Genomic DNA, 23473 nt, shown 5'->3' on the forward strand with positions numbered 1-23473 from the left:
CTGACATTTCTCCTGACACCTTTCCGGACCCGGCCCGGGTTATCGGATAGTTGGGAGCATGAGCCTAATTGCTTTATCATAACAGGCACACTCAATCAGGCCCATGCGAGGTTACATGCTAACCATCACACCGATACCAGCCTTCAGTGATAACTATATATGGTGTCTGGCAGACAGTATGACTGGCAAAGCTTTGATTGTGGATCCAGGCCAGGCGAACCCCGTCACTGATTATCTGGAAGCCCATAATTTACAGCTCGATACTATTCTGATCACCCACCACCATCCTGATCATACCGGCGGTGTCGCGACCCTGGCCGAGCGCCATGGTCTCGAGCGTATTACCGGCCCGGCAGGCTCGCCGTTCAAGGGCGTCACAAACACCGTGCATCCGGGGGACAAGGTCGTTTGGGAGGACTGTGAATTCGCCGTTATGGCGGTGCCCGGACATACGCTTGATCACATCGCATTTTTCTCGGAAACAGAGGTAGACGGCGGGCCCATTCTGTTTTGTGGCGACACGCTTTTTGTTTGTGGCTGCGGCAGATTGTTTGAAGGTTCACCGGCGCAAATGCGCCAGTCCCTGGCAAGTCTCAGGTCACTTCCCGACGCTACTCGCGTTTACTGCGCTCATGAGTACACGCTGGCCAATCTCAGATTTGCGCGTCACTGGCTGCCGGAAGATAGCAATCTTGCAGAGTTCGAAGCCGACTGCCAGGCATTGCGGGAGCGTTCCGCCCCGACAGTTCCTTCAACACTGGGGCGGGAAAAGCAATTGAATCCCTTCCTTCGCTGGGATGACCCGATGGTTATTGCAGTTGCCCGGACCTATGCCGCTGACAAGCATTTACCTGCCGATGACGAAAATCAAATCTTTGCAGCGGTTCGTCACGGTAAGGATCATTTCTGAAAGCGTGTAACACAAGGTGTCAATGACGTAACGTCAACGTTCTTGACCCCCTGAAATTCGATCTCATAGAATCCGAATCGAACAGTTCAGTTTATTACCCAGGTGTTACCAACGTATTAAGCCTCCAAAGGGTTTGCCAGCGGACGCCGCGCCAGCCCGACAGCCGGAAAATTATGATGACGGTCAGAAGTCTTACCGCCTTTTGTTGTTTCAGTATTCTCAGCGGGTGCTCTTCTCTGAGCTCTGGCTCTTCTTCATCGAGCACCGGTGCGAGTCAGGAGACGAAAAGCACTGCGTACCCTGGGAGCGGGGAAATCCTGCTTGCCTCACAGAATGTCACGGTCCCCGCAGGTGATGAAGGCCTGAAACGGTCGATTGAAGCTCGTGAGGCAGGCATTAATCTGGATGGCGCCAGCCGCACGCCTCTCGATGAATCTATTGAACCCGAGCTCAAGAAGCAGGCCGAAAAAGCTCGGGAACGTCTGGACTCCGATGAGGATGGCATTGCAGAGGAAGACATAACTGTCGACAAACACCTCTGGCACCGCCTCAGAGGCCTCTTTGCCCTGGATCATTCTGTCACCGATAAGCGTGTTCAGCAGCAACTGAACTGGTATGTAAAGCATCCGAGCTACATCGACCGTGTGGTAGAGCGTGGCGGTCGTTATCTTCATTATATTGTCAATGAAATCGAAGCCCGGGGAATGCCGGGGGAGCTCGCCCTGCTGCCCATCGTCGAAAGCGCCTTTGATCCTTTCGCCTATTCTCACGGGCGGGCCGCCGGCATGTGGCAGTTTATTCCCTCAACCGGCAAGTATTTTGGCCTCAAGCAGAGCTGGTGGCACGATCAGCGCCGGGACGTAGTCGATTCAACCGATGCCGCTTTACGCTACCTGCAGCGACTGGCGGACCGGTTTGACGATGATTACACCCTGGCTCTGGCGGCCTACAACAGTGGCGGCGGCACGGTGTCCATCGCCATCCGGAAAAATACCCGAAAGAACCTGCCAACCGATTTCTGGTCCCTGCACCTGCCGACTGAAACCCGCGCCTATGTGCCGAAACTCATCGCGCTGGCAAAAATATTCGATAATCCGGAAGCCTACGGCATTGAACTTCCGATCATTGAAGACAAGCCGTACTTTGAAATCGTAGCTACCGAATCACAGATTGATCTAGCTCAGGCGGCAAAACTCGCCGGTGTGGACATTGACGAAATTTACCTGCTCAACCCTTCCTTTAACCGCTGGGCCACTTCACCTGATGGCCCACATCGCCTTCTGGTGCCTGTTGCCAATGCCGAACAGTTTCGGGCTGGCCTGGCAGCAATTGACCCCGACAAGCGAGTGGCATGGCAAAACTACCGTGTTGTATCTGGCGACAGCCTCATACGCATCGCCAATAAATTTGGCACCACTCCTGCTGTGATTCAGCAGGTCAATAATATGAGAGGTAGCCTGATCCGGGTGGACCAGCGGCTACTGATTCCAACCGCAAGGGGTGGCACCGGCGATTACGTGTTCAGCCAGTCACAACGCTTGGCCAAGAAGCAAGCCAGTGGCGAAGGCCAGCGCCTTGAGCATAAGGTCCAGAGTGGCGACACTTTCTGGGATATTGCGCGAGACAACGGCGTCAGTGTGCGTCAGCTGGCAGCCTGGAATGGCATGGCTCCAGGCGACCCGCTGTTCCCGGGCAAAAATCTGGTAATCTGGTCCAAGGAGGCGAAGCCGTCCAGCACGGTGGTGGCAAGCCGGGGTCGCGATAAAGCCATGGTACGCAAAGTCGGTTACAGTGTTCGCAAAGGTGATTCCCTGGCCACGATCGCAAATCGCTTTTCAGTTAATGTGAGGGATATCGCGAGCTGGAACGATCTCAACACCGCTCGTTATCTTCAGCCCGGGCAAAGTCTGGTACTCTACGTGGATATTCGAAACAGCCCCTGACCTTAGGGGTCCGGGACACAACAACACAGAAAAGCGAGACCCATGGCCTCAACCTGGATTTCCTCGACTCTCAAAGTAACACTCCTCGGAACAATGGCCGTCTTTGGCGCCCTGAGCCTCGCCCTGCCAGCCTATGGTGAGACGCCGGAGCCTCAGCATGGCATTGCCATGCATGGTGAGGCGGCCTACGAGAAAGGTTTTTCCCATTTTAACTATGTTAATCCGGATGCGCCCAAAGGGGGTTCGATCAGGATGGCGGTGGTCGCAAACGGCTTTGACTCATTGAACCCTTTTGTTATCCGGGGTGTTGCAGCCGCAGGCGTAGACACCTATGTCTATGACACACTGCTGGCCCCGTCGGACGATGAGCCATTCAGCGCCTACGGCCTGATTGCCGGATCCCTGGAAACACCGGAAGACCGCAGTTACGTTACCTTTAACCTCCGGCCTGAAGCCCGCTTTCAGGATGGCGAGCCTATTACCGCAGACGACGTGGCTTTTTCTTTCGAGATGCTGACCACCAAGGGGCATCCGTTCTACCGTAATTACTACGCCGATGTATCAAAGGTTACGGTTGAAAATAACCACCGGATACGTTTCGATTTTGGCGAGACAAACAACCGCGAACTTCCACTCATTCTCGGCCAGATGCCGATCCTGCCGAAGCACTACTGGAAAGATCGGGAATTCGATCAGGACGGCCTCAATATTCCTGTGGGAAGCGGGCCTTATGAGGTGGGGAGTTTTGATGCGGGCCGCTCCATCACCTTCGAGCGCGCCAGGAATTACTGGGCCCAGGACCTCGGTGTTCGCAAAGGCCGGTTTAATTTTGACACTGTTCACTACGATTATTACTCGGACGACACCGTTGCACTGGAAGCCTTCAAATCAGGAAACTACGATTTCCGGCTCGAGTCGTCTGCCAAGAACTGGGCCACTGCCTATGAAGGTGACAAATTCATCAGTGGTGAGATCATCGCAGAAGCTGTTCATCACCAGCGCCCGGCAGGCATGCAGGCTTTTATCTTTAACACCCGAAAAGATAAATTCAGTCATCCAAAAGTGCGCGAGGCCATCGGTTATGCCTTTGATTTTGACTGGGCGAATCGCAACCTGTTCTATGGCCAGTACCGCCGCACCAGCAGTTACTTCGAGAACAGCGAGCTGGCATCCAGCGGCTTGCCCGAAGGCAAGGAACTCGAAATTCTGGAACCGTACCGCGACCAGTTACCGCCAGCCGTCTTTAATCAGCGCTATGCACCACCTTCCACCACCGACGGCAACAGCCTGCGGGATAATCTTCGACACGCGGTCGGACTGTTACGTGAAGCCGGTTATGCGATCACAAATGGCAAGATGACCAATACCGAAACCGGCCAGAAACTCAGCTTTGAAGTCCTGCTCCACCAGAAGAATTTCGAGCGCATCGTGCTGCCCTTCGAGGCCAACCTCGAGAAACTGGGCATCGATGTCAGCGTGCGGCTGGTCGACACCAATCAGTATATTCAGCGTGTCCGCAGTTACGATTTCGATGTCATCACCCAGGTGTTGCCCCAGTCCGATTCCCCCGGCAACGAGCAACGGGAATACTGGCACTCCGATAATGTCGATGTCACCGGGTCACGCAACTATATGGGCGTGAATGACCCGGTAGTCGATGAACTCGTGAGCCTCGTGATCCAGTCGCCGGATCGCGAGGCGCTGGTAACCAGAGTCCGAGCCCTCGACCGGGTACTTTTGCACAGTCATTATGTGGTGCCTCAATGGTATCTTGACGTGGATCGCATTGCCTACTGGAAATCCCTGAAGCGGCCCGAGATGACACCAAAGAACGGTGTGGATCTTACCAACTGGTGGGCCGAACGCTGAACACAGCGGTGCTATTATTTTCCAGACTGTTCCGGAGCTTCACCTAAACCATGGGCAGCTATATACTCCGACGGCTCATGCTGATCATTCCCACATTGATCGGCATAATGCTGCTCAATTTCGTAATCGTTCAGGCGGCCCCCGGCGGCCCTATTGAGCAGTTGATCGCAGAAATGGAAGGCCATGGCGGCGGAACTCTCAGCCGGGCCACCGGTGGTGGTGGCAGTGAAGTGTCGGCTGCCAGCGATAACCGCAGCGGCCGTGGCATTCCGGATGAGCTGCTGCAAGAACTCGAAGTCATGTATGGCTTCGACAAACCTGCCCACGAGCGCTTCTTCAAAATGCTCGGGGACTACGCCACCTTCGATTTTGGTGATTCGTTCTATCGTGACCGCAGCGTCACAGAACTCATTATCGACAAAATGCCGGTCTCGATTTCACTGGGACTCTGGTCAACGCTCATTATTTACCTGATATCGATTCCTCTGGGTATCCGCAAAGCGGTCTCTGACGGTTCGCGCTTTGATGTCTGGAGCAGTTCGGTGATCGTGGTCGGATATGCCATACCGGGCTTCCTGTTTGCCATCTTGCTGATCGTGCTGTTCGCTGGTGGCAGTTACTTTGACTGGTTTCCACTCCGCGGGCTTACCTCCCCCGGTTTTGAAGATATGAGCTGGCACGAGCAGGTTCGTGACTATTTCTGGCACCTCGCTTTACCGGTATTCGCCAATGTCATTGGCGGCTTTGCCACCCTGACCCTGCTGACCAAAAACTCCTTTCTCGACGAGATCGGCAAGCAGTATGTGGTGACGGCGCGGGCGAAAGGCCTTGAAGAACGCCAGGTCCTTTATGGTCACGTATTCCGTAATGCCATGCTCATTGTGATTGCCAGTTTACCTGGCGTACTGGTGGCGCTGTTCTTTACCGGCTCCCTGCTGATTGAAGTTATTTTCTCGCTCGATGGCCTTGGGTTATTGGGCTTTGAGGCCGCACTCAACCGGGATTACCCGGTTATCTTTGGCACCCTGTTTATCTTTACGCTGATGGGGCTGGTGTTGAAGCTGGTCAGTGACATCACGTATGTGCTGGTCGACCCCAGAATTGATTTCGAGAGCAGGGAGCACTGATATGGCTGGCATCACCCTGACACCGATTCAGCGCAGAAGGCTGGGCAATTTCCGCAACAACCGTCGCGGCTTCTGGTCTCTGTGGATTTTTCTGTTGTTGTTCGGCCTGTCGTTGGTGGCAGAGCTTTTTTCCAACGACAAACCGCTGGTGTTGTCCTATCAGGATGAGATTATCTTTCCGATAGTCGAGTCCATCCCGGAGGAACGCTTCGGCGGTTTTTTACCGACCGAGGCTGACTATCGCGACCCCTTCATTCGCCAAGAGATCGAGGCCAATGGCTGGATCATCTGGCCGCCCATCCGGTTTTACTACGACACCATCAACTACGATCTGGATGAACCTTCCCCGGCGCCACCCTCCTCTGTGAACTGGCTGGGCACCGACGACCAGGGCCGGGATGTGATGGCCCGGCTGATCTACGGGTTCCGGATTTCAGTCCTGTTCGGCCTCACACTGACCATTCTCAGCTGCATCGTCGGCGTGATTGTGGGAGCCATCCAGGGTTTTTATGGCGGCAAGATCGATCTGGTCGGCCAGCGCTTTATTGAAATCTGGTCCGGTCTGCCGGTGCTGTACCTGCTGATCATTCTTGCCAGCATTGTCCAGCCGACCTTCTGGTGGTTGCTGGGAATCATGTTGCTGTTCAGCTGGATGGGGCTGGTAGATGTGGTACGGGCCGAATTCCTGCGGGCGCGTAATTTTGAGTACGTCAAAGCGGCCCGAGCACTGGGGTTAAGCAATCGGATGATCATGTTCCGACACATCTTGCCCAATGCCATGGTGGCGACCCTGACGTTCATACCGTTCATTCTCACCGGCGCCATCACCGGGCTTACCTCGCTGGATTTTCTGGGTTTCGGCCTGCCATCCGGGTCGCCTTCACTGGGCGAGCTTATTGCCCAGGGCAAGGCCAACCTGCATGCGCCCTGGCTGGGTATTTCCGCCTTCATTACGCTGGCCATCATGCTGACGCTCCTGGTCTTTGTGGGTGAAGCAGTGCGCGATGCCTTTGATCCGAGAAAGAACTGACATGACGGAACTGCTGAACATTTCAGATCTCTCCATAACCTTCGACGGAGGCGATGCCGTCGTCGACAAACTGTCGCTGACCCTGAATAAAGGCCGTACGCTGGCCATCGTGGGTGAAAGCGGCTCTGGAAAGTCCGTAACCGCACTTTCCATCTTGCGGTTGCTGGACGAACGCCACGTCGCTTACCCCACCGGTCGCATACGCTATCAGGACGAAGATCTGCTGACTGCGCCAATTAAACGCATGCGGCAGATTCGCGGCAAACAGATCAGCATGATCTTCCAGGAGCCGATGACGTCTCTGAACCCCCTGCATAGCGTGGAGAGGCAGATCTCAGAGACCCTGACACTGCATTTGGGGCTCAGAGCACAGCAGGCTCGTAGCCGGTGCATTGAGCTTCTTAACCTGGTCGGCATTGAGGCTGCTGAAAGCCGCCTCGGAAGTTATCCCCATCAGCTCTCCGGCGGTCAGAAGCAACGGGTAATGATAGCCATGGCATTGGCCAATGAACCTGACCTGCTGATCGCCGATGAACCCACCACCGCATTGGATGTCACGGTTCAACGCCAGGTCCTTGAACTGCTTAAAGGCCTTCAGAAAAAGCTTGGCATGGCAGTACTGCTTATCACCCATGATCTGTCGATTGTCCGGCGTTACGCCGACCACGTTGTGGTCATGGAGCAGGGTCGTAAAGTAGAAGAAGCTGAGGTTGAGACGCTGTTCAGTTCACCCCAACATCCCTATACCCGAAAACTGCTGGACGCAGAGCCGCCGTCCGCCCCTCTTACTCTGGCCGACGACACTGCCGAGTTGCTCGATGTTCGTGACCTGGACGTCAGGTTTACCACCAGGAAATCCCTTCTGGGCAAACCCCTGGAATTTTTCCACGCGGTCCGGGATGTCGGGTTTTCGGTGCGCCGAGGTGAGACGCTGGGCATTGTCGGGGAAAGCGGCAGTGGTAAAACCACTATCGGACACGCGCTATTGAAACTGACCAGTAGCCAGGGCCAGGTGCGTTTTTTGGGTGAGCCACTTGAGAACCTGAACCAGAAACAGTTCAGGCCGTTCAGGCGCCGGATACAGATCGTGTTCCAGGACCCGTTCGGCAGTCTGAGCCCTCGCATGTCGATCGCTGAAATCATTCGCGAAGGTCTCGAAGTCCACGAGCCGGCCGGAAAGGATCACGATCAGAAAGTGATCCAGGCGCTCGTGGACGTGGGTCTTGCTCCGGAAGCTCGCCATCGCTACCCCCATGAGTTTTCTGGGGGTCAGCGACAACGTGTTGCAATTGCCCGGGCGCTGGTGCTCCAGCCTGACCTGATTATTCTGGATGAGCCAACCTCGGCACTTGATCGGACGGTACAGAAACAGGTAATTGAGTTACTCCGTGAACTGCAGGCTCGCTATGGTCTAAGCTATATATTTATCAGTCACGATTTAGCCGTCGTACGGGCCCTGAGTCATAAACTGCTGGTACTCAAGCATGGTCAGGTTGTTGAATATGGCCCCGCGGGGAAGGTTTTTAAAACGCCGACAGCGGATTACACCAAGGAGTTGCTCAGCGCAGCCCTGTTTTATCAAAGTAGCCCCAAAGAACCGCAGATTAGCGGGGCTGACTAAGACCAATTGAGTGTTACCAGCACCCTCGGTGTTAACGGATAATGCGTGTCAGGAATATTCCAACAATGGAGAAAAGAATCATGGGATTACTCACCGGAAAACGTGCTCTGATTGTCGGAGTTGCCAGCAAGCTATCCATTGCAGCGGGTATTGCAGAGGCGTTTCACCAACAAGGTGCTGAACTTGCCTTCACCTACCAGGGCGAAAAGCTGAAATCACGGGTTGAAGGCTTTGCCGAAGGCTGGGGTAGCTCACTGACCTTCCCCTGCGACGTCGCCAACGATGATGAAATAGAAGCAGTGTTTGAAGAGCTGGGCAAACACTGGGATGGTATCGATATCATTGTCCATTCCGTAGGCTTTGCTCCGGGCCACGAACTCAATGGCAACTATGTGGATGTCACTACCCGCGAAGGCTTCCGTATTGCCCACGACATCAGCTCGTACAGTTTTGTGGCGTTGGCGAAAGCCGGTCGTAAAATGCTGCGGGAAAACGGTTCGATGCTGACGCTGACCTACCTGGGTGCAGAAAAGGTCCTGCCAAACTACAACGTCATGGGCCTGGCCAAAGCCTCATTGGAAGCCAACGTGCGCTACATGGCCGCCGGTCTGGGCGAGGACGGCATTCGGGTGAACGGCATTTCCGCGGGGCCGATCAAGACGCTTGCGTCATCCGGCATCAAGAGCATGCGTAAGATGCTCGCTGAAAACGCCAAGCGGGCTCCAATTCGCCGCAACGTCACCATCTCGGAAGTTGGCAACAGCGCCGCTTTCCTGTGTTCCGACATGGCGAGTGGCATTACGGGCGAGATCCTTTATGTAGACGGTGGCTTCAACATCACCGCCATGGCAAATCCCGACGAAAAGAGCGAGGAATAAGGCAGGCATTCCGGCGCCCGGTGAAACCTCACGGGCGCCGATCCCACTGATTCAATCTTCCGTCAGTGCCCTGGCGACGGCATCAACCCATTCCACAAAGGAAGTGTCGTCGGATTCAAGTATCTGCACGCCCACTATCCAGTAGCCGCTTTTGCGGGACTCCGCCCAGACAACCTCTCCTGTTAACTCATAGACGGTCTGCTCACCTTCAAAGGTCACTGAGAGCGGTAACAAAGCACCCACAGGAACTGGTTCGCGAGCCTGTACCCGAACCCCGGAGGACGACAAGTCCTGGGTGTGACAAACAATGGTTTTACCCGGATCGCCCTCGTCCAGGTCGGGCGCCTCCAGTTGCAGGGCAACCGTGGCACGGCCGGTCAGGCGAAATTCGGATCGTTGGTCGTGTTCAGCATCCTTGCCTGCCACTCCCAGACTGTAATTATCAATACTCATATAGCCATTTCCTCTTGTCCCGTATCAGGTGCGCCCAACACGAATGCGGCCGACCACTCTCGACAGGGTGTCGTCAAATTCGGCAGCGCCACCGAGCACGCGTATCTCACCCCGTGCGACCCGGCTGACAAGATCGTCTATGGTGTATTCCGTCCTGTTTAATCCCAATCTGTCCACAAACACCAGCTTTCTTGATGCGTTTATCCTGACCGCAAGTTTTAGCCGGACAATCGATGAAGCGCCTCCCCTGTCATCCCGGGCTTCGGAGTCCAGAGCTATCCAGGCGCCCAGCTTGATACTTTCCACCTGCGAGGTGGCCAGCGCGTTGCGTTCCCGTTGTATCCGAAGGGCCTCCGCTTCCTCGTCCGCAACTCGCTGCGCGTCTTGCTCAGCCCGCAACCGGGCCGCTTCCGCGGCACGTTCGGCCTCTTCCCGGGCTCGTTGGCTTTCTGCGGCTTCTTTTTCTTGCCGGAGACATTCCGCCTTTGCCCGGGCATCTGCTGCCGCCTTCGCCCGCTGTTGGCGCTGGGCTGTCAATACCCGACTCAGGGCCTCCACCGTATCCACCAGAACCTTGCCGAAACTGTTCAGGGGCGGCAGCGGTTTGAGCGTTCCCTGTTGCTGTGCCAGCACGAAATCGTGCCAGGGAGTCAGCGCTAATTTGACACCAAAGCCATTGGTCCAGAGCACATCCCGGGAATCATCAAGAAAATCGAGAAAATAACGGCGCTGCTCTTCCGCTCCGTCACCCTCAATAAACCAGGTTCCCTGCGCCTGTTCGAGTGTTTGGGCGTTCACGGGCACCGGCGTGAGCCAGCGCGGGTCAAATTCCAGTGGACGTTCCGACGAGATGACCGGAACCCGCTCCGGCGTCTCACCGCGAAGCCGTGCCACCATAACCAGCTCGACATCTTTCAATGCCTGCTGAGGTAGCGCCTGGCCCTGAACACGGCTCCAGACATCGCTGATGCGATCGCCGATTTGCTCACCCACCTGGTAGAGCCGGTCCCGGTCTTTATCTGACAGCGTAGGATCACCAATCCATACCAGCCATTCCAGAAGCTTACCGGCGTGCCGCCAGTCATCGCCCTCAAGCCTGCTAGTCCAGGCGATCTGACGTAACAGAGGCAACCAGTACTCGAAAATGAAAGCGATAATGCCCTCTGGCAACTTTCTATTGCCCAGCGCCCTTCCTACACAGGCCCTGGCTGTCTGCTCTGCCCGCCGCTGCTTTGCTGCGCCGTGTTCTGTATCGAGCAAACGTCGGTGGAGCCTTTCCGATTTCTGATGACGCTGTTCCGCTTCGCTGGCCCATTGGCTTGCGAACACAGCAAAAGGTTCAATGTGGTCGGCTTCAAAGCTTTTTTTGACGGCAATCAACAGCGCGTCGAGCTGGTCAAGTAGCGCTCGAGAAGAGCGTCCGCCTGAATCGCTCCACCCTTGCCAGTCCACAAGCCCATCCAGCCAGTTGCGAATGCTGCCCTCAAAGGCAGCCGAACTGTCGAATCCCATACGCCAGGCAAGAAAAAATCTCAACCGAGCTACGCGGCGTATGAGTGCCGAGTGCAGGCCGGAAGTACGGAGGAATACATCCATGATTCGGTCGGCCATGTAGGCCGAATTGACTTGTCTGACGGTCCAGGGCAGTGAGACTGACTGCATGAGATGAGTGACCGATTCATCACGCTGCAGTTGCCAGCAGGACAATAACAGCGGTCGCCAGTCCGGGGTCTGTTCCGGGTTACCCCGGCCCACCGGATAGGGGAGCTCCGGCACCCGAATACCAGACAAAATGGCGTCTATGCGCTGACTGATGCTGTCAGTGGAGTCCAGAGGCCGGTCGTTTTCAGGGTATTTAGGTGGCATTCAACACAGTTTTCCCAAGCGACAGAAAAGGAACCAGAGAGTTGCAGGTTATCAAGTGTGTGTCATTGCAGCATGGCCCGCCCACAAGGTCCAGAAAGGCTAAGTATCGGTTTGTGGCTTCGTTGCATTAGCGTGGTAAATAACGCAGTATATCTGACATTAAAAACCTTCTTAAAAAACCCTACAGGCCTTGGCCCAAGCATTCTGGCCGCCTTTGGGAAAGACCGATATCGGGGATCACCAACGCATGTCCGGCATTAAACTCGAGAACATCAATGTGGCCAGTCAGGAAGCACTGATTACACCTGAGGCACTGAAACAAGCCATACCTCTTTCGGAGGCGGCGGCCGAAACCGTCAGCCGCGGCAGACAGGCCATCTATGACATCATGGATGGAAAGGACCACCGCTTGTTTGTGGTGGTTGGCCCCTGCTCCATCCACGACGTCGAAGCGGCCCATGAATATGCCGGCAAGCTCAAGGCGCTTGCCGACGAACTGAGCGACACACTCTGTATCGTCATGCGGGTCTACTTTGAAAAGCCTCGCACCACAGTCGGCTGGAAAGGTCTTATTAACGACCCTCACCTCAATGACTCCTTTGACATTGAGCAAGGCCTGCATATTGGCCGTCGCCTGCTGATGGATATCGCTGAGCTTGGCCTGCCCACGGCTACCGAAGCCCTTGATCCGATCTCTCCCCAGTACCTGCAGGACACAATTTCCTGGTCAGCTATCGGCGCACGCACCACCGAATCCCAGACCCACCGGGAAATGAGCAGCGGGCTCTCCATGGCCATCGGGTTCAAAAATGGTACTGACGGCAATCTCGATGTTGCCGTCAATGCCATGAATTCGGTTTCTCACCCCCACAGTTTTCTCGGAATCGACCAGAAAGGTCAGGTCTCGATTGTGCGCACCAAAGGCAACGCCTACGGCCACGTGGTCCTGCGTGGAGGCGGCGGCAAACCGAATTACGATTCGGTCAGCGTAGCACTGTGTGAGCGGGCTCTGGATAAAGCAGGACTGCGGAGATCGATCATGGTGGACTGCAGCCACGCCAATTCCAGTAAAGACCCTGGTATCCAGCCTTTGGTGCTGGCAGATATTTCCCACCAGATTCTGGAAGGTAATAGTTCGATTCAGGGCCTGATGATTGAGAGTCACCTTAACTGGGGTAACCAGTCTATTCCGGAAAACCTGGCCGACCTGAAATACGGCGTTTCCATCACCGACGCCTGCATTGACTGGCCAACCACGGAAAAAGCGCTGCGGGAAATGCGGGACAAACTGAAGGATGTGCTGCCAAACCGGATCAAATAGACCCGGTTCAGGTTTAATGATTCGCGACTGAAGCCGCTCCTACCTGGTCCACCGCCACCTCCGTACCGGTAGGAGCGGTTTCAACTGCGATCTTTAGGGGGCATTTGTCTAATGGGCCGCCTCAGGGCCTTTCACCCAGCCAGTCCAGACGGGACCGCAACTGCACCACCTGACCGATTATGATCAGCGTCGGCGCAGGAACCTGTCGCTCTTCCACCTTCCTGACGATGCTATCAAGCTCACCCACAATAACTTGCTGATCCGGTGTTGTGCCTTTTGAAATCAGCGCAACTGGCATGGATGGAGACATTCCGTGGGCCATCAGTTGACAGCTAATAATCGGCAACCCCACGAGCCCCATATAAAACACCAGAGTCTGGTTATTCTGGACAAAATCGGTCCACGGCAAGTCGCACGTATCATTCTTGAGATGACCTGTCACAAAACGGACAGACTGGGCAAAATCCCTGTGGGTCAACGGAATACCAGCGTAGGCCGCGCATCCGGATGCTGCGGTGATACCCGGTACTACCTGAAAACGAACGCCTGCTGAGGCCAAGGTTTCAATTTCCTCGCCCCCACGGCCAAAAATAAACGGATCACCCCCCTTGAGACGAACCACGCGACGGCCCGCCTGGGCAAATTCAACCAGTCGTTGGTTGATCTGGTCCTGGGGCAAAGTATGGTTGGCGCGCTGCTTGCCAACATGAATCCGTTCCGCCTCCGGTGGAATCAACTCCATGATCTCCTGGGATACCAGGCGGTCATAGAGCACAACTTCGGCAGTGGTAATCAGTCGATAGGCCTTCAGCGTCAGCAGTTCCGGATCACCCGGCCCGGCACCCACCAGAAAAACCTCCCCCGCGGAATTATTACTACTTTGGGTGACCGGGTTGACCCTGAAACGAGGGGGCAATGACGGCAAGCTTCTGCGCGCCTCTGACACAGCCTGATGATCGCTCTTATCGCTCTTATCGCTCATTGAATCCTTTCAGTGCCTCCCATGTAGGGTTTGAGAACCTCTGGCACTGTGATACTGCCATCAGCTTGCTGGTAGTTTTCCATCACGGCAATCAAAGCACGTCCGACTGCCAGACCAGAACCATTGAGAGTGTGCACCGGCTCCGGTTTACCAGTTTCCGGGTTCCGCCAGCGCGCCCCCATGCGACGGGCCTGGAAATCACGGGTGTTGCTACACGATGATATTTCCCGATATTTGTCCTGCCCGGGCAGCCAGACTTCGAGGTCATAGGTGCATGCTGCTGCAAAGCCGAGATCACCGCCACAGAGCTGGACTACCCGATACGGCAACTCAAGTAGCTGAAGAACTTTCTCCGCATGGCCGGTTAACGCTTCGAGAGTGGCCTCTGAGTCCTCGGGCCGGACAATATGCACCATTTCGACTTTATCAAACTGATGTTGCCGGATCATGCCTCGGGTATCCCGGCCGTAAGAGCCGGCTTCACTGCGGAAACAGGGGGTATGGCAAACCAGGCTGATCGGAAGTTCGCCAGCATCCAGAATGGTATCGCTCACCAGGTTGGTAACGGGAACCTCTGCAGTCGGAATAAGGTAAAGCGGTTTTTCACCCTCGGTTTTAAACAGGTCTGCTTCGAACTTGGGCAGCTGCCCGGTACCATAGAGCGCATCTGCGTTGACCAGATACGGCACATAGGCTTCGGTATAGCCATGTTCGCGGGTATGAAGATCCATCATGAACTGGGCCAACGCCCGATGCAGTCTGGCCAGCGGGCCACGCATAACGGCAAACCGGGAGTGGGCCAGCTTCGTTGCGATCTCGAAATCAAGCCCCCCCAGGTTCTCACCGAGGCTGACGTGGTCTTTGGGTTCGAAATCGTAGCTGGGGATCTTTCCCCAATGGCGGACTTCGACGTTGTCTTCTTCACTGTCTCCTGTGGGAACAGACTCATCAGGGACGTTGGGAATACCAGCGAGAAAATTGTTCAGCTCGTCCTGGAGTACCTTGAATTGCTCCTCTGCTTCGGAGCGCTGGGTTTTGAGGTTATCAACTTCGTCCAACAGCGGTTTGATGTCCTCGCCTGCAGCCTTGGCTTTGCCAATGGATTTCGAACGCTTGTTCTGCTCGCTTTGCAGCGTCTCGGAGCGTACCTGGAGTGTTCGGCGCTGTTCTTCGAGTTTCTCGAAAGCTGCCTGGTCAAATTTGTAGTTTTTGACGGCCAGTCGACGGGCGATCTCTTCGGTCTGATTCCGGACGCGTTTTGGGTCGAGCATGGGTATCCTGTGTGTCTGAGGGGTTCAACATTGGCAACAAGCAACCGATGATTCCATGTCGGGTGCCACGTTCCGATCAAGTAGTAACGGCATTATACCTGTCGTAAAGAGTTAGACCATCCGGACAGGTCAATTCCGACTTCAGGGAAATCGCTTTGTCGGGCTTGTTCTGTTCTTCTGATCAAGCCAGTCACGCTTCTCCGCCAGTTTTATCTCCATTCCCCGGCTGACCGGATTATAGAAACGGTGATCCTTGATGGCTTCGGGCAGATAGACTTCACCGGCGGCAAAAGCGTCGGGCTCATCATGGGCGTAGCGATAGTCGTCACCGTGGCCGAGAGATTTCATGAGTTTAGTAGGAGCATTGCGGAGGTGGACCGGAACATCGTAATCCGGCTCATTTTGAATTGCGGCCCGGCACCGGTTGTAGGCGTTATAGACAGCATTGCTTTTGGGCGCCAGGGCAAGGTAAGTCACGGCCTGGGCGAGTGCCAGCTCCCCTTCCGGGCTACCCAGCCGCTCCAGGGACTCCCAGGCGTCCAGGCAAAGCCGGAGCGCCCGTGGATCCGCATTGCCAATATCCTCACTGGCAATTCTGACCAGACGTCTCGCCACATAAAAAGGGTCACACCCACCGTCCAGCATCCGGCACATCCAGTACAGCGACCCATCAGGGTCCGACCCCCGGACCGATTTATGAAGTGCCGAAATCTGATCGTAAAACACGTCGCCACCTTTATCAAACCGGCGCAAGCTGGTCTGGAGAACCTGTTCAAGATGGTGTTCGGTAATACGGGGCGAGCCCTGCTCATCGGGCTCGGCGAGATCCGTGCCCACTTCGAGAATATTCAGGGCTCTTCGGGCGTCGCCACCGGCGGCGCTGGCAATCATGCCGAGTACGGTATCGGACACCGCAATCTTCCCATCGAGACCCTCCGGCGCTGTTAACGCACGGTGCAATAATCGCAGCAGGTCCGGCTCTTCGAGATTCTTCAGTACATAAACCCGGGTTCTGGAGAGCAACGCGCTGTTGAGTTCAAACGAGGGGTTTTCGGTGGTCGCTCCCACAAACACAAAGGTGCCATCCTCAATGTGGGGAAGAAAAGCGTCCTGCTGACTTTTGTTAAAGCGGTGAACTTCGTCGACAAACAGCAGCGTATCCCGGCCTTCGGACTGCTTGCGGTACTTTGCCCGCTCGACCACCGCGCGGATATCTTTCACGCCGCTCAGCACCGCAGACACGGTCTCAAAACTGAGCGCGCTGAGGTTGGCCAGCAATCGCGCAAAGGTTGTCTTACCAACGCCCGGTGGCCCCCAGAGGATCATCGAGTGAAGCTGGCTGTGCTCCACCGCACGGCGCAGGGGTTTGCCGGGGCCGACCAGATGATTTTGGCCGACGTACTCATCCAGCGTCGCAGGCCGCATGCGGGCGGCCAGAGGCTGGAAGCCTTGCCGGTCCTCAAAAAGGCCTTCCTGCATCAGCTTTCGCCCTGAATCACGTCCACATTGTCAGGATAGTCCAGAACGAAATCCGAGTCGGCAATCTCATCGTTCAACACAATGTTGTTGAAACTGAGGATACTGCGTTGACCCAACGAGTCCTCGAGGCGCATCTCCTCAAGTTTGCCGTCGTAAAACGTCATGTCGAGGGACACAAACAGTGAATCCTGGCTTGTCGGTATCAGCGTATAGGTGTTGGAGTTTTCACCGATAGCCCGCACCGACACCTCGTAATTTTCAGACAGGTTGCCGACTTCTCCGCTCAGAAGCATCGCCGGTGTATTGGCAACTTGCTGGTCCAGAGCGTGAATGGTGACCTGCTCCAGATCGGGATCATACACCTCGACTTTCTCGTCATTTGACGCAATGAACTGCGCCATGGGGCGGTCTGTTTCCCAGTAAAACAACCCGGGGCGCTTGGCTTTAAGAGAACCACGGCTTTCCTGAACTTCGCTACCGTTACCATCCACAACGATCTGAATGAAGTCGGCCTGATAGGTGGTGTACCCTTTCAGCTCTGCGGCCAGTTTTTCTGCCGCATCGCTATCTGCCGCCTGTGCCGTTGAAACGCCTATCACCAATGTCAGTACCAGCATTCCAAACTGTTTTATTCCCATCATTCGTACTCCTAGTCTCTTGGTGGTGGCGGTGCCAGAACATCCCGGGCGCCGTTATTACCAGCTGAACTGACAACACCTGATGCCTCCATGGCCTCGACCAGGTTGGCAGCACGGTTGTAGCCGATCTTGAATTTACGTTGTACCGATGAAATAGACACCCGCCGTCCTTCCGTCACAAACGCCACAGCTTCATCAAACAATGCGTCCGATTCGTTGTCGCCGCCTTCAGCCAGGCTCGGGACACCGGGCAAATGCTCGCCTTCGGCACCATTAAGTATATCGTCGACGAACACAGGCTCACCCCGGGCTTTCCAGGCACTGACCACCCGGTGAACCTCGTCATCATCGACAAACGCGCCGTGTACACGAACTGGAAGACCGGAACCCGGCGGCAGATAAAGCATGTCACCATGGCCCAGCAACTGTTCCGCACCGCCTTGGTCTAATACTGTACGCGAGTCGATTTTGGACGATACCTGAAACGAGATCCGGGTTGGAATATTGGCCTTGATCAAACCGGTGATAACGTCCACCGATGGGCGCTGGGTGGCCAGTATCAAGTGGATACCCGCTGCCCTGGCTTTCTGGGCTATCCGGGCGATCAGCTCCTCGACCTTTTTCCCGACAATCATCATCATGTCAGCAAATTCGTCGATCACCACCACAATAAAGGGTAATGTTTCGAGCTCGGGACGGAACTGCTCCTCGCTATCCAGGTACTCATCTGGCTTCCAGAAAGGGTCCATCAATGGCTCGCCGGCTTCCTGGGCATCCTTTACCTTACGGTTGTATCCCGCCAGGTTACGAACACCCAGATTTGCCATCAGCTTGTAACGACGCTCCATCTCCGCGACACACCAACGCAAGGCGTTGGCTGCTTCTTTCATGTCTGTGACGACCGGTGCCAGCAAATGCGGTATGCCATCGTAAATGCTCAACTCAAGCATCTTCGGGTCCACCATAATGAAGCGCACCTCATCGGGCGTGGCTTTCAGCAGCATGCTGAGGATCATCGCGTTCACCCCGACGGATTTGCCCGAACCGGTCGTACCCGCCACCAGCAGGTGGGGCATCTTCGACAGGTTGGCGACCATCGGGTTACCACCAATATCGTTACCCAGAGCCAGCGTCAGCGCCGATGACGATTCCTGAAAGACTTTTGAAATCAGCACTTCACTCAGGCGAACCATCTCCCGCTCTTCGTTGGGGATCTCGATGCCTACCACGGATTTACCCGGGATCACCTCTACCACACGCACACTGAGCACTGCCAGTGACCGCGCCAGATCCTTCGCGAGATTGGAAATACGGCTGACTTTCACCCCGGCAGCCGGCTTGATCTCAAAGCGTGTAATCACCGGGCCAGGATTGACCTCCACCACCTCAACAGACACACCGAAATCCGCAAGCTTCTCCTCCAGCAGACGGGACATATGTTCCAGTGATTCCTCGGAGTAGCCTCTTTCCTTGTGCTCCTCAGGCGGATCCAACAGCGATATCGGGGGAATTTCGCTCTCAATATCGTCGAACAGAGAAGCTTGGGTTTCGCCTTTCGGCGCGTGCTGGGTTTCATCCCGTTTGAACGGAGAAATCTTGAGCGATTTTGGTACCACACTTGCTGCCTTGGCAGGCTTACCGGAACCGTTAGTGGTCCTGACTGAGATCGGCTCATACGCTTCGGCTGCTTTTGCTTCCCGGGAAGAAAAGCTCTCGAGACGGGCCGACTCTTCCCCCAGGGCGGCCACCCCATCAAAGCCGGGTTCCTTACGCGGTTTCAGGGCAGTGTCTGCCTTTTTGGCTTTACCCATTCCGAGCAAGCGCTGCCACCAGGCACGCATCTCCCCGGCTCCGGCCACCCGGTCATTGATTACAGGCGGCTCGGGCTTTCTCCCTGAGGATTTCGGCGCCAAACGAGCCGACAGGTCCTGCTGGGGCGCCGAGGATTTAGGCTCGGGCTTGGCTGCCTTTTCCGGATCTGGCGAGAACATGGCGCGGGCAGCCTCAATGCTCCGGATAGTGATCGAACCCACCCGATCCATTAAATGGAACCACGAAAGGCCCAACGCAACGGTCAGAGCAAACAGAAAAATAGCGACCAGCAACAAGGTGGTAGCAGGTAAATTGAAGAGGCGCACCATGGCCTCGGAGACTTCCACTCCCAGCACCCCGCCGGAGGATGCCTCCAGTCCCAGCACGGAATAAAGGGATAACAGACTTGATACAGACAACAGAATCAGCAGGAAACCGCCGAACCGCACCATAAACAACGGCCAGTGCAGATCCAATGGTTCATGGCGAAGGCGCACAAGCATCAGTGCAAAGCCGGCAATCATTACCGGAAACAGGAATGCAACATGGCCAAAGAAATCCATCATCAGACTCGCCAGCCAGGCACCAGTACGGCCCGCATAGTTGGAGACCTGGGTTTCGTGCCCAATGCTTGCCCAGCCGGGATCACTACTGCTAAAGGTCAGCAGCGCCATACTCAGATATATACACAGGGCAACCAGCGCAATGACGGCGCCTTCCCGGGCGCCTTGAGCGACGAGACGTCGAAAACGCTTTTGTTTGTCAGTCAGTTCAGGCGTCTTAGTCGCCTTTTTTGGCTCTGCCATGAATGCTCGGATATTCCCTTGTTTTTCCATTTAGCCTGAAAACCCGGGTACTGCCCTGACATCCAGGGTAATACATTACTCAGCCAATGCTGCGAGACCGCGTTTCAGATCGGTCTTGATATCGTCTATTGACTCAATACCCACTGAAATCCTGACGAGGTTGTCGGTAATACCGGCGCTGGCCTTGTCTTCCGGCGACAAACGACCGTGAGTCGTCGTCCCTGGATGGGTGATGGTAGTTTTCACATCACCCAGGTTGGCCGTAATAGAAATCATGCGGGTGGCGTCAATAAAAGCCCAGGCCGCCTTCCGCTCACCCTTGACCGTAAACGAAAGCACACCGCCAAAGCCGCTCTGTTGTCGCGACGCCAATTGGTGCTGCGGATGGCTTTCGAGCCCGGCGTAAAACACCCGTTCAACACCCGGCTGTTGTTCTAGCCATACTGCCAACTCTAGCGCATTGTCACAGTGGGCACGCATACGAATCGGTAAGGTTTCCAGACCCTTAAGGAACACCCAGGCGTTAAAAGGGCTCATAGTCGGCCCCGCAGACCTGAGGAATCCGTACACTTCTTCCATCAGTTTATTGGGGCCTACTACAGCACCACCCACACATCGCCCCTGACCGTCGAGGTACTTGGTTGCCGAGTGAATGATGATGTCTGCACCGAATTCAAACGGACGCTGCAACACCGGTGTACAGAAGCAGTTATCCACGACAAACAACGCCCCGGCTGCCTTGGACAGAGCAGAGAGCGCGGACATGTCCGCCACTTCGCATAATGGATTGGAGGGCGTTTCGATGAATAACATCCGGGTTTCCGGACGAATTGCCGATTGCCAGGCATCCATATCCGTCAGCGATACAAAGGTCGTTTCAAGACCGAACCTGGCCATGTACTTCTGGAACAGTACATTGGTCGTGCCGAAAACTCCCCTCGAGCAGATAACGTGATCGCCGCTTTTAAGCAGTGCCATGCAGGTGGCCAGAATCGCCGCCATACCGGAGGAAGTGGCCACTGCACGTTCGCCACCTTCCATCGCCGCAATTCTGGCTTCAAATGCCTGCACCGTCGGGTTGGTAAACCGGGAATAGATGTTGCCGGGTTCGTCACCGGAAAACCGGGCAGCTGCCTGTGCGGCGCTGCCGTAGACAAAGCTTGAGGTCGGAAATATTGCATCGCTATGTTCTAGCTGACCGGTTCTGATCTGGCCGGCACGAACAGCGAGGGTGTCTACCGAGACACCCTCCAGGTCTGACTCAGGAATCCAGTTATGTTCTTCACGACGGTAGGTCATAATTCAGTGCCTCAGTCTTCGTCGTTATAAAGATCGATGATGCCGTTATCCATGTCCTGCCCGGCGTTATTTTTCGACTGGTTGTCGTCGCTCCGCTGCTCCTCCAGACGCTGCAGATAGGCCTTATCAATATCACCGGTGACATAATTGCCATCAAACACGGAACACTCCCATCCCTCGATATCCGGGTTCACATCGCTGACAGAGGCAATCAGGTCTTCCAGATCCTGGTACAGAAGCCAGTCGGCTCCAATCAGCGTCTGTATTTCTTCAATACTGCGATCGTGGGCAATCAATTCGCTGGCTGCGGGCATATCAATGCCATAAACATTGGGGTAGCGAACCGGGGGTGCGGCGGAGGCAAAGTAGACTTTCCGGGCACCGGCGTCCCGCGCCATTTGCACGATTTCCTTGCAGGTAGTGCCCCGCACAATCGAATCGTCCACCAACATCACATTCTTGCCTCTGAACTCCAGGCCAATGGGGTTCAGCTTCTGGCGCACGGACTTCTTGCGCAGGGTCTGGCCGGGCATGATAAAGGTACGTCCGATATAGCGATTCTTGATGAAACCTTCCCGAAATTTGACACCCAGCCTGTGCGCCATCTGCATCGCGGACGTCCGGCTGGTATCGGGGATAGGCATGACCACGTCGATATCGTGGTTTGGTCGTTCTCTGAGAACTTTTTCCGCCAGAGTCTCACCCATTCTGAGGCGGGCTTTGTAGACCGACACTTTATCGATAATGGAGTCCGGACGAGCAAAATAGACGTGCTCGAAAATACACGGAATCAGGTGTGGGTCCTCGGCGCACTGCTCTGTATACAAAGTACCGTCGGTTTCAATGTACACCGCCTCCCCCGGTGCAATGTCGCGAACCAGGGTGAAACCGGCCGCGCTGAGCGCCACGCTTTCAGACGCTATCATGAACTCTTCACCGGCCTCAGTCTTGCGGACGCCATAGCATACCGGGCGAATGCCTTTCGGATCACGGAACCCGACGATACCGTAACCGGTAATCATGGCAATGACTGCGTAGGCGCCGCGACAACGCTGATGAACAGACCGGACTGCCGCAAAAATCTCATCTTTGGTCGGGTTCAGTTTGCCCTGTTTTTGCAGCTCATGGGCGAACACGTTCAACAAGACTTCGGAATCGGAATTGGTATTGATATGGCGCAAATCAGTGCGGAACAGGTCCCGGCTGAGATCGTCAGCGTTAGTCAGGTTGCCGTTGTGGGCCAGGGTTATGCCATAAGGGCTGTTAACATAAAACGGCTGCGCTTCCGCCGAACTGGAGCTGCCAGCTGTTGGGTAACGCACATGGCCGATGCCCACGTTGCCCACCAGGCGCCGCATATGGCGGGTGTGAAACACATCCCGAACCAGGCCGTTATCTTTCCTCAGAAAAAAGCGCTCATCCTGAAACGTCACTATACCCGCTGCATCCTGGCCCCGGTGCTGTAAAACCGTCAACGCATCGTAAATCGTCTGATTCACGTTGGTGGTACTGACAATGCCGACTATTCCACACATGGATGCTGCGTTCTCCAGAGCATTAAAAACCGAATATTAGCGAGACGACGTTTCAGACGCTGCCCCGTCAGGCTCACTTGAGGATGCCGGGCCCAGAAGCCGCCCGAATTCATCTCCCAGTGTACGGCGTGACCAGTCTTCGACCACCGCCAGACGTTCAATCATTATGGATGTTCGCCACCAGGTGTCATCTGACAGCGGTGTATAGCGCGTAAACGCAATCGCAACAATCACCACGACAACGCCCCGGAGCAGACCGAAGCCCATCCCCAATACCCGGTCCGTCGCCGTAAGGCCCGTTGCCCGAACCAGATGGCTGATCATGTTGTTAATGATCGCGCCAATAATCAGTGTACCGAAAAACAGGATGGCAAAGGCTGCAATCAGTCGCACCATCGGAGTTTCTACCGTGCTTTCCAGCAGGGACTGCATCTGGGGATGAAAGGTGCGGGCCAGAATGAACGCGGCAACCCAGGTCACCAGCGAGAGCGCCTCTTTGACAAAGCCGCGCTTGAGACTGATAAGTGTGGATACCGCAATCAGGGCGATGATGACCCAGTCAATCCAGATCAGCGCATTCATGAGCAACTCAGTGGTAAAACGAGAGCGCGAATTCTATCAGGAAACCCGGTC

The 23473-nt window shown here is 55.4% G+C and carries 17 protein-coding genes and 2 pseudogenes; 8 read left to right on the forward strand and 11 right to left on the reverse strand.

The window, feature by feature from the left end:
- Nucleotides 1-115: 115 nt before the first annotated feature.
- The 7 genes from gloB (at nucleotide 116) to F6Y09_RS09440 (ending at nucleotide 9378) form a co-directional block, all read left to right on the forward strand.
- Complete coding sequence (gene gloB, locus F6Y09_RS09410) at nucleotides 116-910, forward strand: hydroxyacylglutathione hydrolase (RefSeq protein ID WP_152206682.1); 795 nt, start codon at nucleotides 116-118, stop codon at nucleotides 908-910.
- Between the two features lie 176 nt (nucleotides 911-1086).
- Nucleotides 1087-2853 carry a lytic transglycosylase gene (locus tag F6Y09_RS09415; protein ID WP_152206683.1) on the forward strand — a complete coding sequence of 589 codons (1767 nt, stop codon included), beginning with the start codon at nucleotides 1087-1089 and terminating at the stop codon, nucleotides 2851-2853.
- Nucleotides 2854-2946: 93 nt separating this feature from the next.
- Nucleotides 2947-4722, forward strand: coding sequence for an extracellular solute-binding protein (locus tag F6Y09_RS09420; RefSeq protein ID WP_425481839.1), 1776 nt, complete (start codon nucleotides 2947-2949; stop codon nucleotides 4720-4722).
- 50 nt (nucleotides 4723-4772) lie between these two features.
- A complete protein-coding gene (locus F6Y09_RS09425) occupies nucleotides 4773-5849 on the forward strand; it encodes a microcin C ABC transporter permease YejB (protein WP_152206685.1) in 1077 nt (358 codons plus the stop codon).
- A 1-nt stretch (nucleotide 5850) separates the two neighbouring features.
- On the forward strand, nucleotides 5851-6879 hold the full coding sequence (locus F6Y09_RS09430; RefSeq protein WP_152206686.1) for an ABC transporter permease: 1029 nt from the start codon (nucleotides 5851-5853) through the stop codon (nucleotides 6877-6879).
- A 1-nt stretch (nucleotide 6880) separates the two neighbouring features.
- The gene (locus F6Y09_RS09435; RefSeq protein ID WP_152206687.1) at nucleotides 6881-8500 is read left to right on the forward strand and encodes an ABC transporter ATP-binding protein; all 1620 of its coding nucleotides are present in this window, start codon (nucleotides 6881-6883) and stop codon (nucleotides 8498-8500) included.
- An 80-nt stretch (nucleotides 8501-8580) separates the two neighbouring features.
- On the forward strand, nucleotides 8581-9378 hold the full coding sequence (locus F6Y09_RS09440; RefSeq protein WP_152206688.1) for an enoyl-ACP reductase FabI: 798 nt from the start codon (nucleotides 8581-8583) through the stop codon (nucleotides 9376-9378).
- 51 nt (nucleotides 9379-9429) lie between these two features.
- On the opposite strand, the gene F6Y09_RS09445 is transcribed toward F6Y09_RS09440, so the two are convergent.
- Together F6Y09_RS09445 and F6Y09_RS09450 are read right to left on the reverse strand one after the other, a co-directional pair.
- The gene (locus F6Y09_RS09445) at nucleotides 9430-9831 is read right to left on the reverse strand and encodes a PilZ domain-containing protein (protein WP_152206689.1); all 402 of its coding nucleotides are present in this window, start codon (nucleotides 9829-9831) and stop codon (nucleotides 9430-9432) included.
- Nucleotides 9832-9855: 24 nt separating this feature from the next.
- On the reverse strand, nucleotides 9856-11697 hold the full coding sequence (locus F6Y09_RS09450) for a DUF1631 family protein (RefSeq protein ID WP_152206690.1): 1842 nt from the start codon (nucleotides 11695-11697) through the stop codon (nucleotides 9856-9858).
- 247 nt (nucleotides 11698-11944) lie between these two features.
- Here F6Y09_RS09450 and F6Y09_RS09455 point away from each other — a divergent pair, with 247 nt between their 5' ends.
- Complete coding sequence (locus tag F6Y09_RS09455; RefSeq protein WP_152206691.1) at nucleotides 11945-13018, forward strand: 3-deoxy-7-phosphoheptulonate synthase; 1074 nt, start codon at nucleotides 11945-11947, stop codon at nucleotides 13016-13018.
- A gap of 121 nt (nucleotides 13019-13139) precedes the next feature.
- On the opposite strand, the pseudogene cobA reads toward F6Y09_RS09455, so the two are convergent.
- The 9 genes and pseudogenes from cobA to F6Y09_RS09495 form a co-directional block, all read right to left on the reverse strand.
- A pseudogene (gene cobA, locus F6Y09_RS09460) lies at nucleotides 13140-13886 on the reverse strand (uroporphyrinogen-III C-methyltransferase); the annotation flags it as partial.
- Nucleotides 13887-13996: 110 nt separating this feature from the next.
- Nucleotides 13997-15271 carry a serine--tRNA ligase gene (gene serS, locus F6Y09_RS09465; RefSeq protein WP_152206693.1) on the reverse strand — a complete coding sequence of 425 codons (1275 nt, stop codon included), beginning with the start codon at nucleotides 15269-15271 and terminating at the stop codon, nucleotides 13997-13999.
- Between the two features lie 141 nt (nucleotides 15272-15412).
- Nucleotides 15413-16750 carry a replication-associated recombination protein A gene (locus F6Y09_RS09470; protein ID WP_152206694.1) on the reverse strand — a complete coding sequence of 446 codons (1338 nt, stop codon included), beginning with the start codon at nucleotides 16748-16750 and terminating at the stop codon, nucleotides 15413-15415.
- Nucleotides 16750-17391, reverse strand: coding sequence for an outer membrane lipoprotein periplasmic chaperone LolA (gene lolA, locus F6Y09_RS09475; protein ID WP_152206695.1), 642 nt, complete (start codon nucleotides 17389-17391; stop codon nucleotides 16750-16752). Before lolA ends, F6Y09_RS09470 begins: the two co-directional genes overlap by 1 nt.
- Nucleotides 17392-17399: 8 nt before the next feature.
- Nucleotides 17400-17684, reverse strand: coding sequence for a DNA translocase FtsK (locus tag F6Y09_RS20840; RefSeq protein ID WP_425481840.1), 285 nt, complete (start codon nucleotides 17682-17684; stop codon nucleotides 17400-17402).
- Nucleotides 17657-20006 (reverse strand): annotated as a pseudogene (locus tag F6Y09_RS09480) (DNA translocase FtsK); the annotation flags it as partial. The pseudogene F6Y09_RS09480 and the gene F6Y09_RS20840, both read right to left, overlap by 28 nt.
- Before the next feature lie 75 nt (nucleotides 20007-20081).
- Nucleotides 20082-21305 carry an O-succinylhomoserine sulfhydrylase gene (locus F6Y09_RS09485; RefSeq protein ID WP_152206697.1) on the reverse strand — a complete coding sequence of 408 codons (1224 nt, stop codon included), beginning with the start codon at nucleotides 21303-21305 and terminating at the stop codon, nucleotides 20082-20084.
- Nucleotides 21306-21316: 11 nt separating this feature from the next.
- Nucleotides 21317-22840, reverse strand: a complete 1524-nt coding sequence (purF, locus tag F6Y09_RS09490; protein WP_152206698.1) for an amidophosphoribosyltransferase — start codon at nucleotides 22838-22840, stop codon at nucleotides 21317-21319.
- Between the two features lie 36 nt (nucleotides 22841-22876).
- Nucleotides 22877-23422 carry a CvpA family protein gene (locus F6Y09_RS09495; RefSeq protein WP_152206699.1) on the reverse strand — a complete coding sequence of 182 codons (546 nt, stop codon included), beginning with the start codon at nucleotides 23420-23422 and terminating at the stop codon, nucleotides 22877-22879.
- Nucleotides 23423-23473: the final 51 nt, after the last annotated feature.

Origin of the sequence: Marinobacter changyiensis (genome assembly GCF_009193265.1) — a bacterium.
GTDB lineage: Bacteria > Pseudomonadota > Gammaproteobacteria > Pseudomonadales > Oleiphilaceae > Marinobacter > Marinobacter changyiensis.

What these genes read in the sequence shown, in the direction of transcription:
- gloB (WP_152206682.1), top strand. Translation starts at nt 116, where the DNA reads ATGCTAACCATCACACCGATACCAGCCTTCAGTGATAACTATATATGG.
- F6Y09_RS09450 (WP_152206690.1), bottom strand. Translation starts at nt 11,697, where the DNA reads ATGCCACCTAAATACCCTGAAAACGACCGGCCTCTGGACTCCACTGAC.
- F6Y09_RS09425 (WP_152206685.1), top strand. Translation starts at nt 4,773, where the DNA reads ATGGGCAGCTATATACTCCGACGGCTCATGCTGATCATTCCCACATTG.
- F6Y09_RS09470 (WP_152206694.1), bottom strand. Translation starts at nt 16,750, where the DNA reads ATGCAGGAAGGCCTTTTTGAGGACCGGCAAGGCTTCCAGCCTCTGGCC.
- F6Y09_RS09415 (WP_152206683.1), top strand. Translation starts at nt 1,087, where the DNA reads ATGACGGTCAGAAGTCTTACCGCCTTTTGTTGTTTCAGTATTCTCAGC.
- F6Y09_RS09435 (WP_152206687.1), top strand. Translation starts at nt 6,881, where the DNA reads ATGACGGAACTGCTGAACATTTCAGATCTCTCCATAACCTTCGACGGA.
- F6Y09_RS09440 (WP_152206688.1), top strand. Translation starts at nt 8,581, where the DNA reads ATGGGATTACTCACCGGAAAACGTGCTCTGATTGTCGGAGTTGCCAGC.
- F6Y09_RS09430 (WP_152206686.1), top strand. Translation starts at nt 5,851, where the DNA reads ATGGCTGGCATCACCCTGACACCGATTCAGCGCAGAAGGCTGGGCAAT.
- F6Y09_RS09420 (WP_425481839.1), top strand. Translation starts at nt 2,947, where the DNA reads ATGGCCGTCTTTGGCGCCCTGAGCCTCGCCCTGCCAGCCTATGGTGAG.
- F6Y09_RS09455 (WP_152206691.1), top strand. Translation starts at nt 11,945, where the DNA reads ATGTCCGGCATTAAACTCGAGAACATCAATGTGGCCAGTCAGGAAGCA.
- F6Y09_RS09495 (WP_152206699.1), bottom strand. Translation starts at nt 23,422, where the DNA reads ATGAATGCGCTGATCTGGATTGACTGGGTCATCATCGCCCTGATTGCG.
- serS (WP_152206693.1), bottom strand. Translation starts at nt 15,271, where the DNA reads ATGCTCGACCCAAAACGCGTCCGGAATCAGACCGAAGAGATCGCCCGT.
- F6Y09_RS09445 (WP_152206689.1), bottom strand. Translation starts at nt 9,831, where the DNA reads ATGAGTATTGATAATTACAGTCTGGGAGTGGCAGGCAAGGATGCTGAA.
- purF (WP_152206698.1), bottom strand. Translation starts at nt 22,840, where the DNA reads ATGTGTGGAATAGTCGGCATTGTCAGTACCACCAACGTGAATCAGACG.
- lolA (WP_152206695.1), bottom strand. Translation starts at nt 17,391, where the DNA reads ATGATGGGAATAAAACAGTTTGGAATGCTGGTACTGACATTGGTGATA.
- F6Y09_RS09485 (WP_152206697.1), bottom strand. Translation starts at nt 21,305, where the DNA reads ATGACCTACCGTCGTGAAGAACATAACTGGATTCCTGAGTCAGACCTG.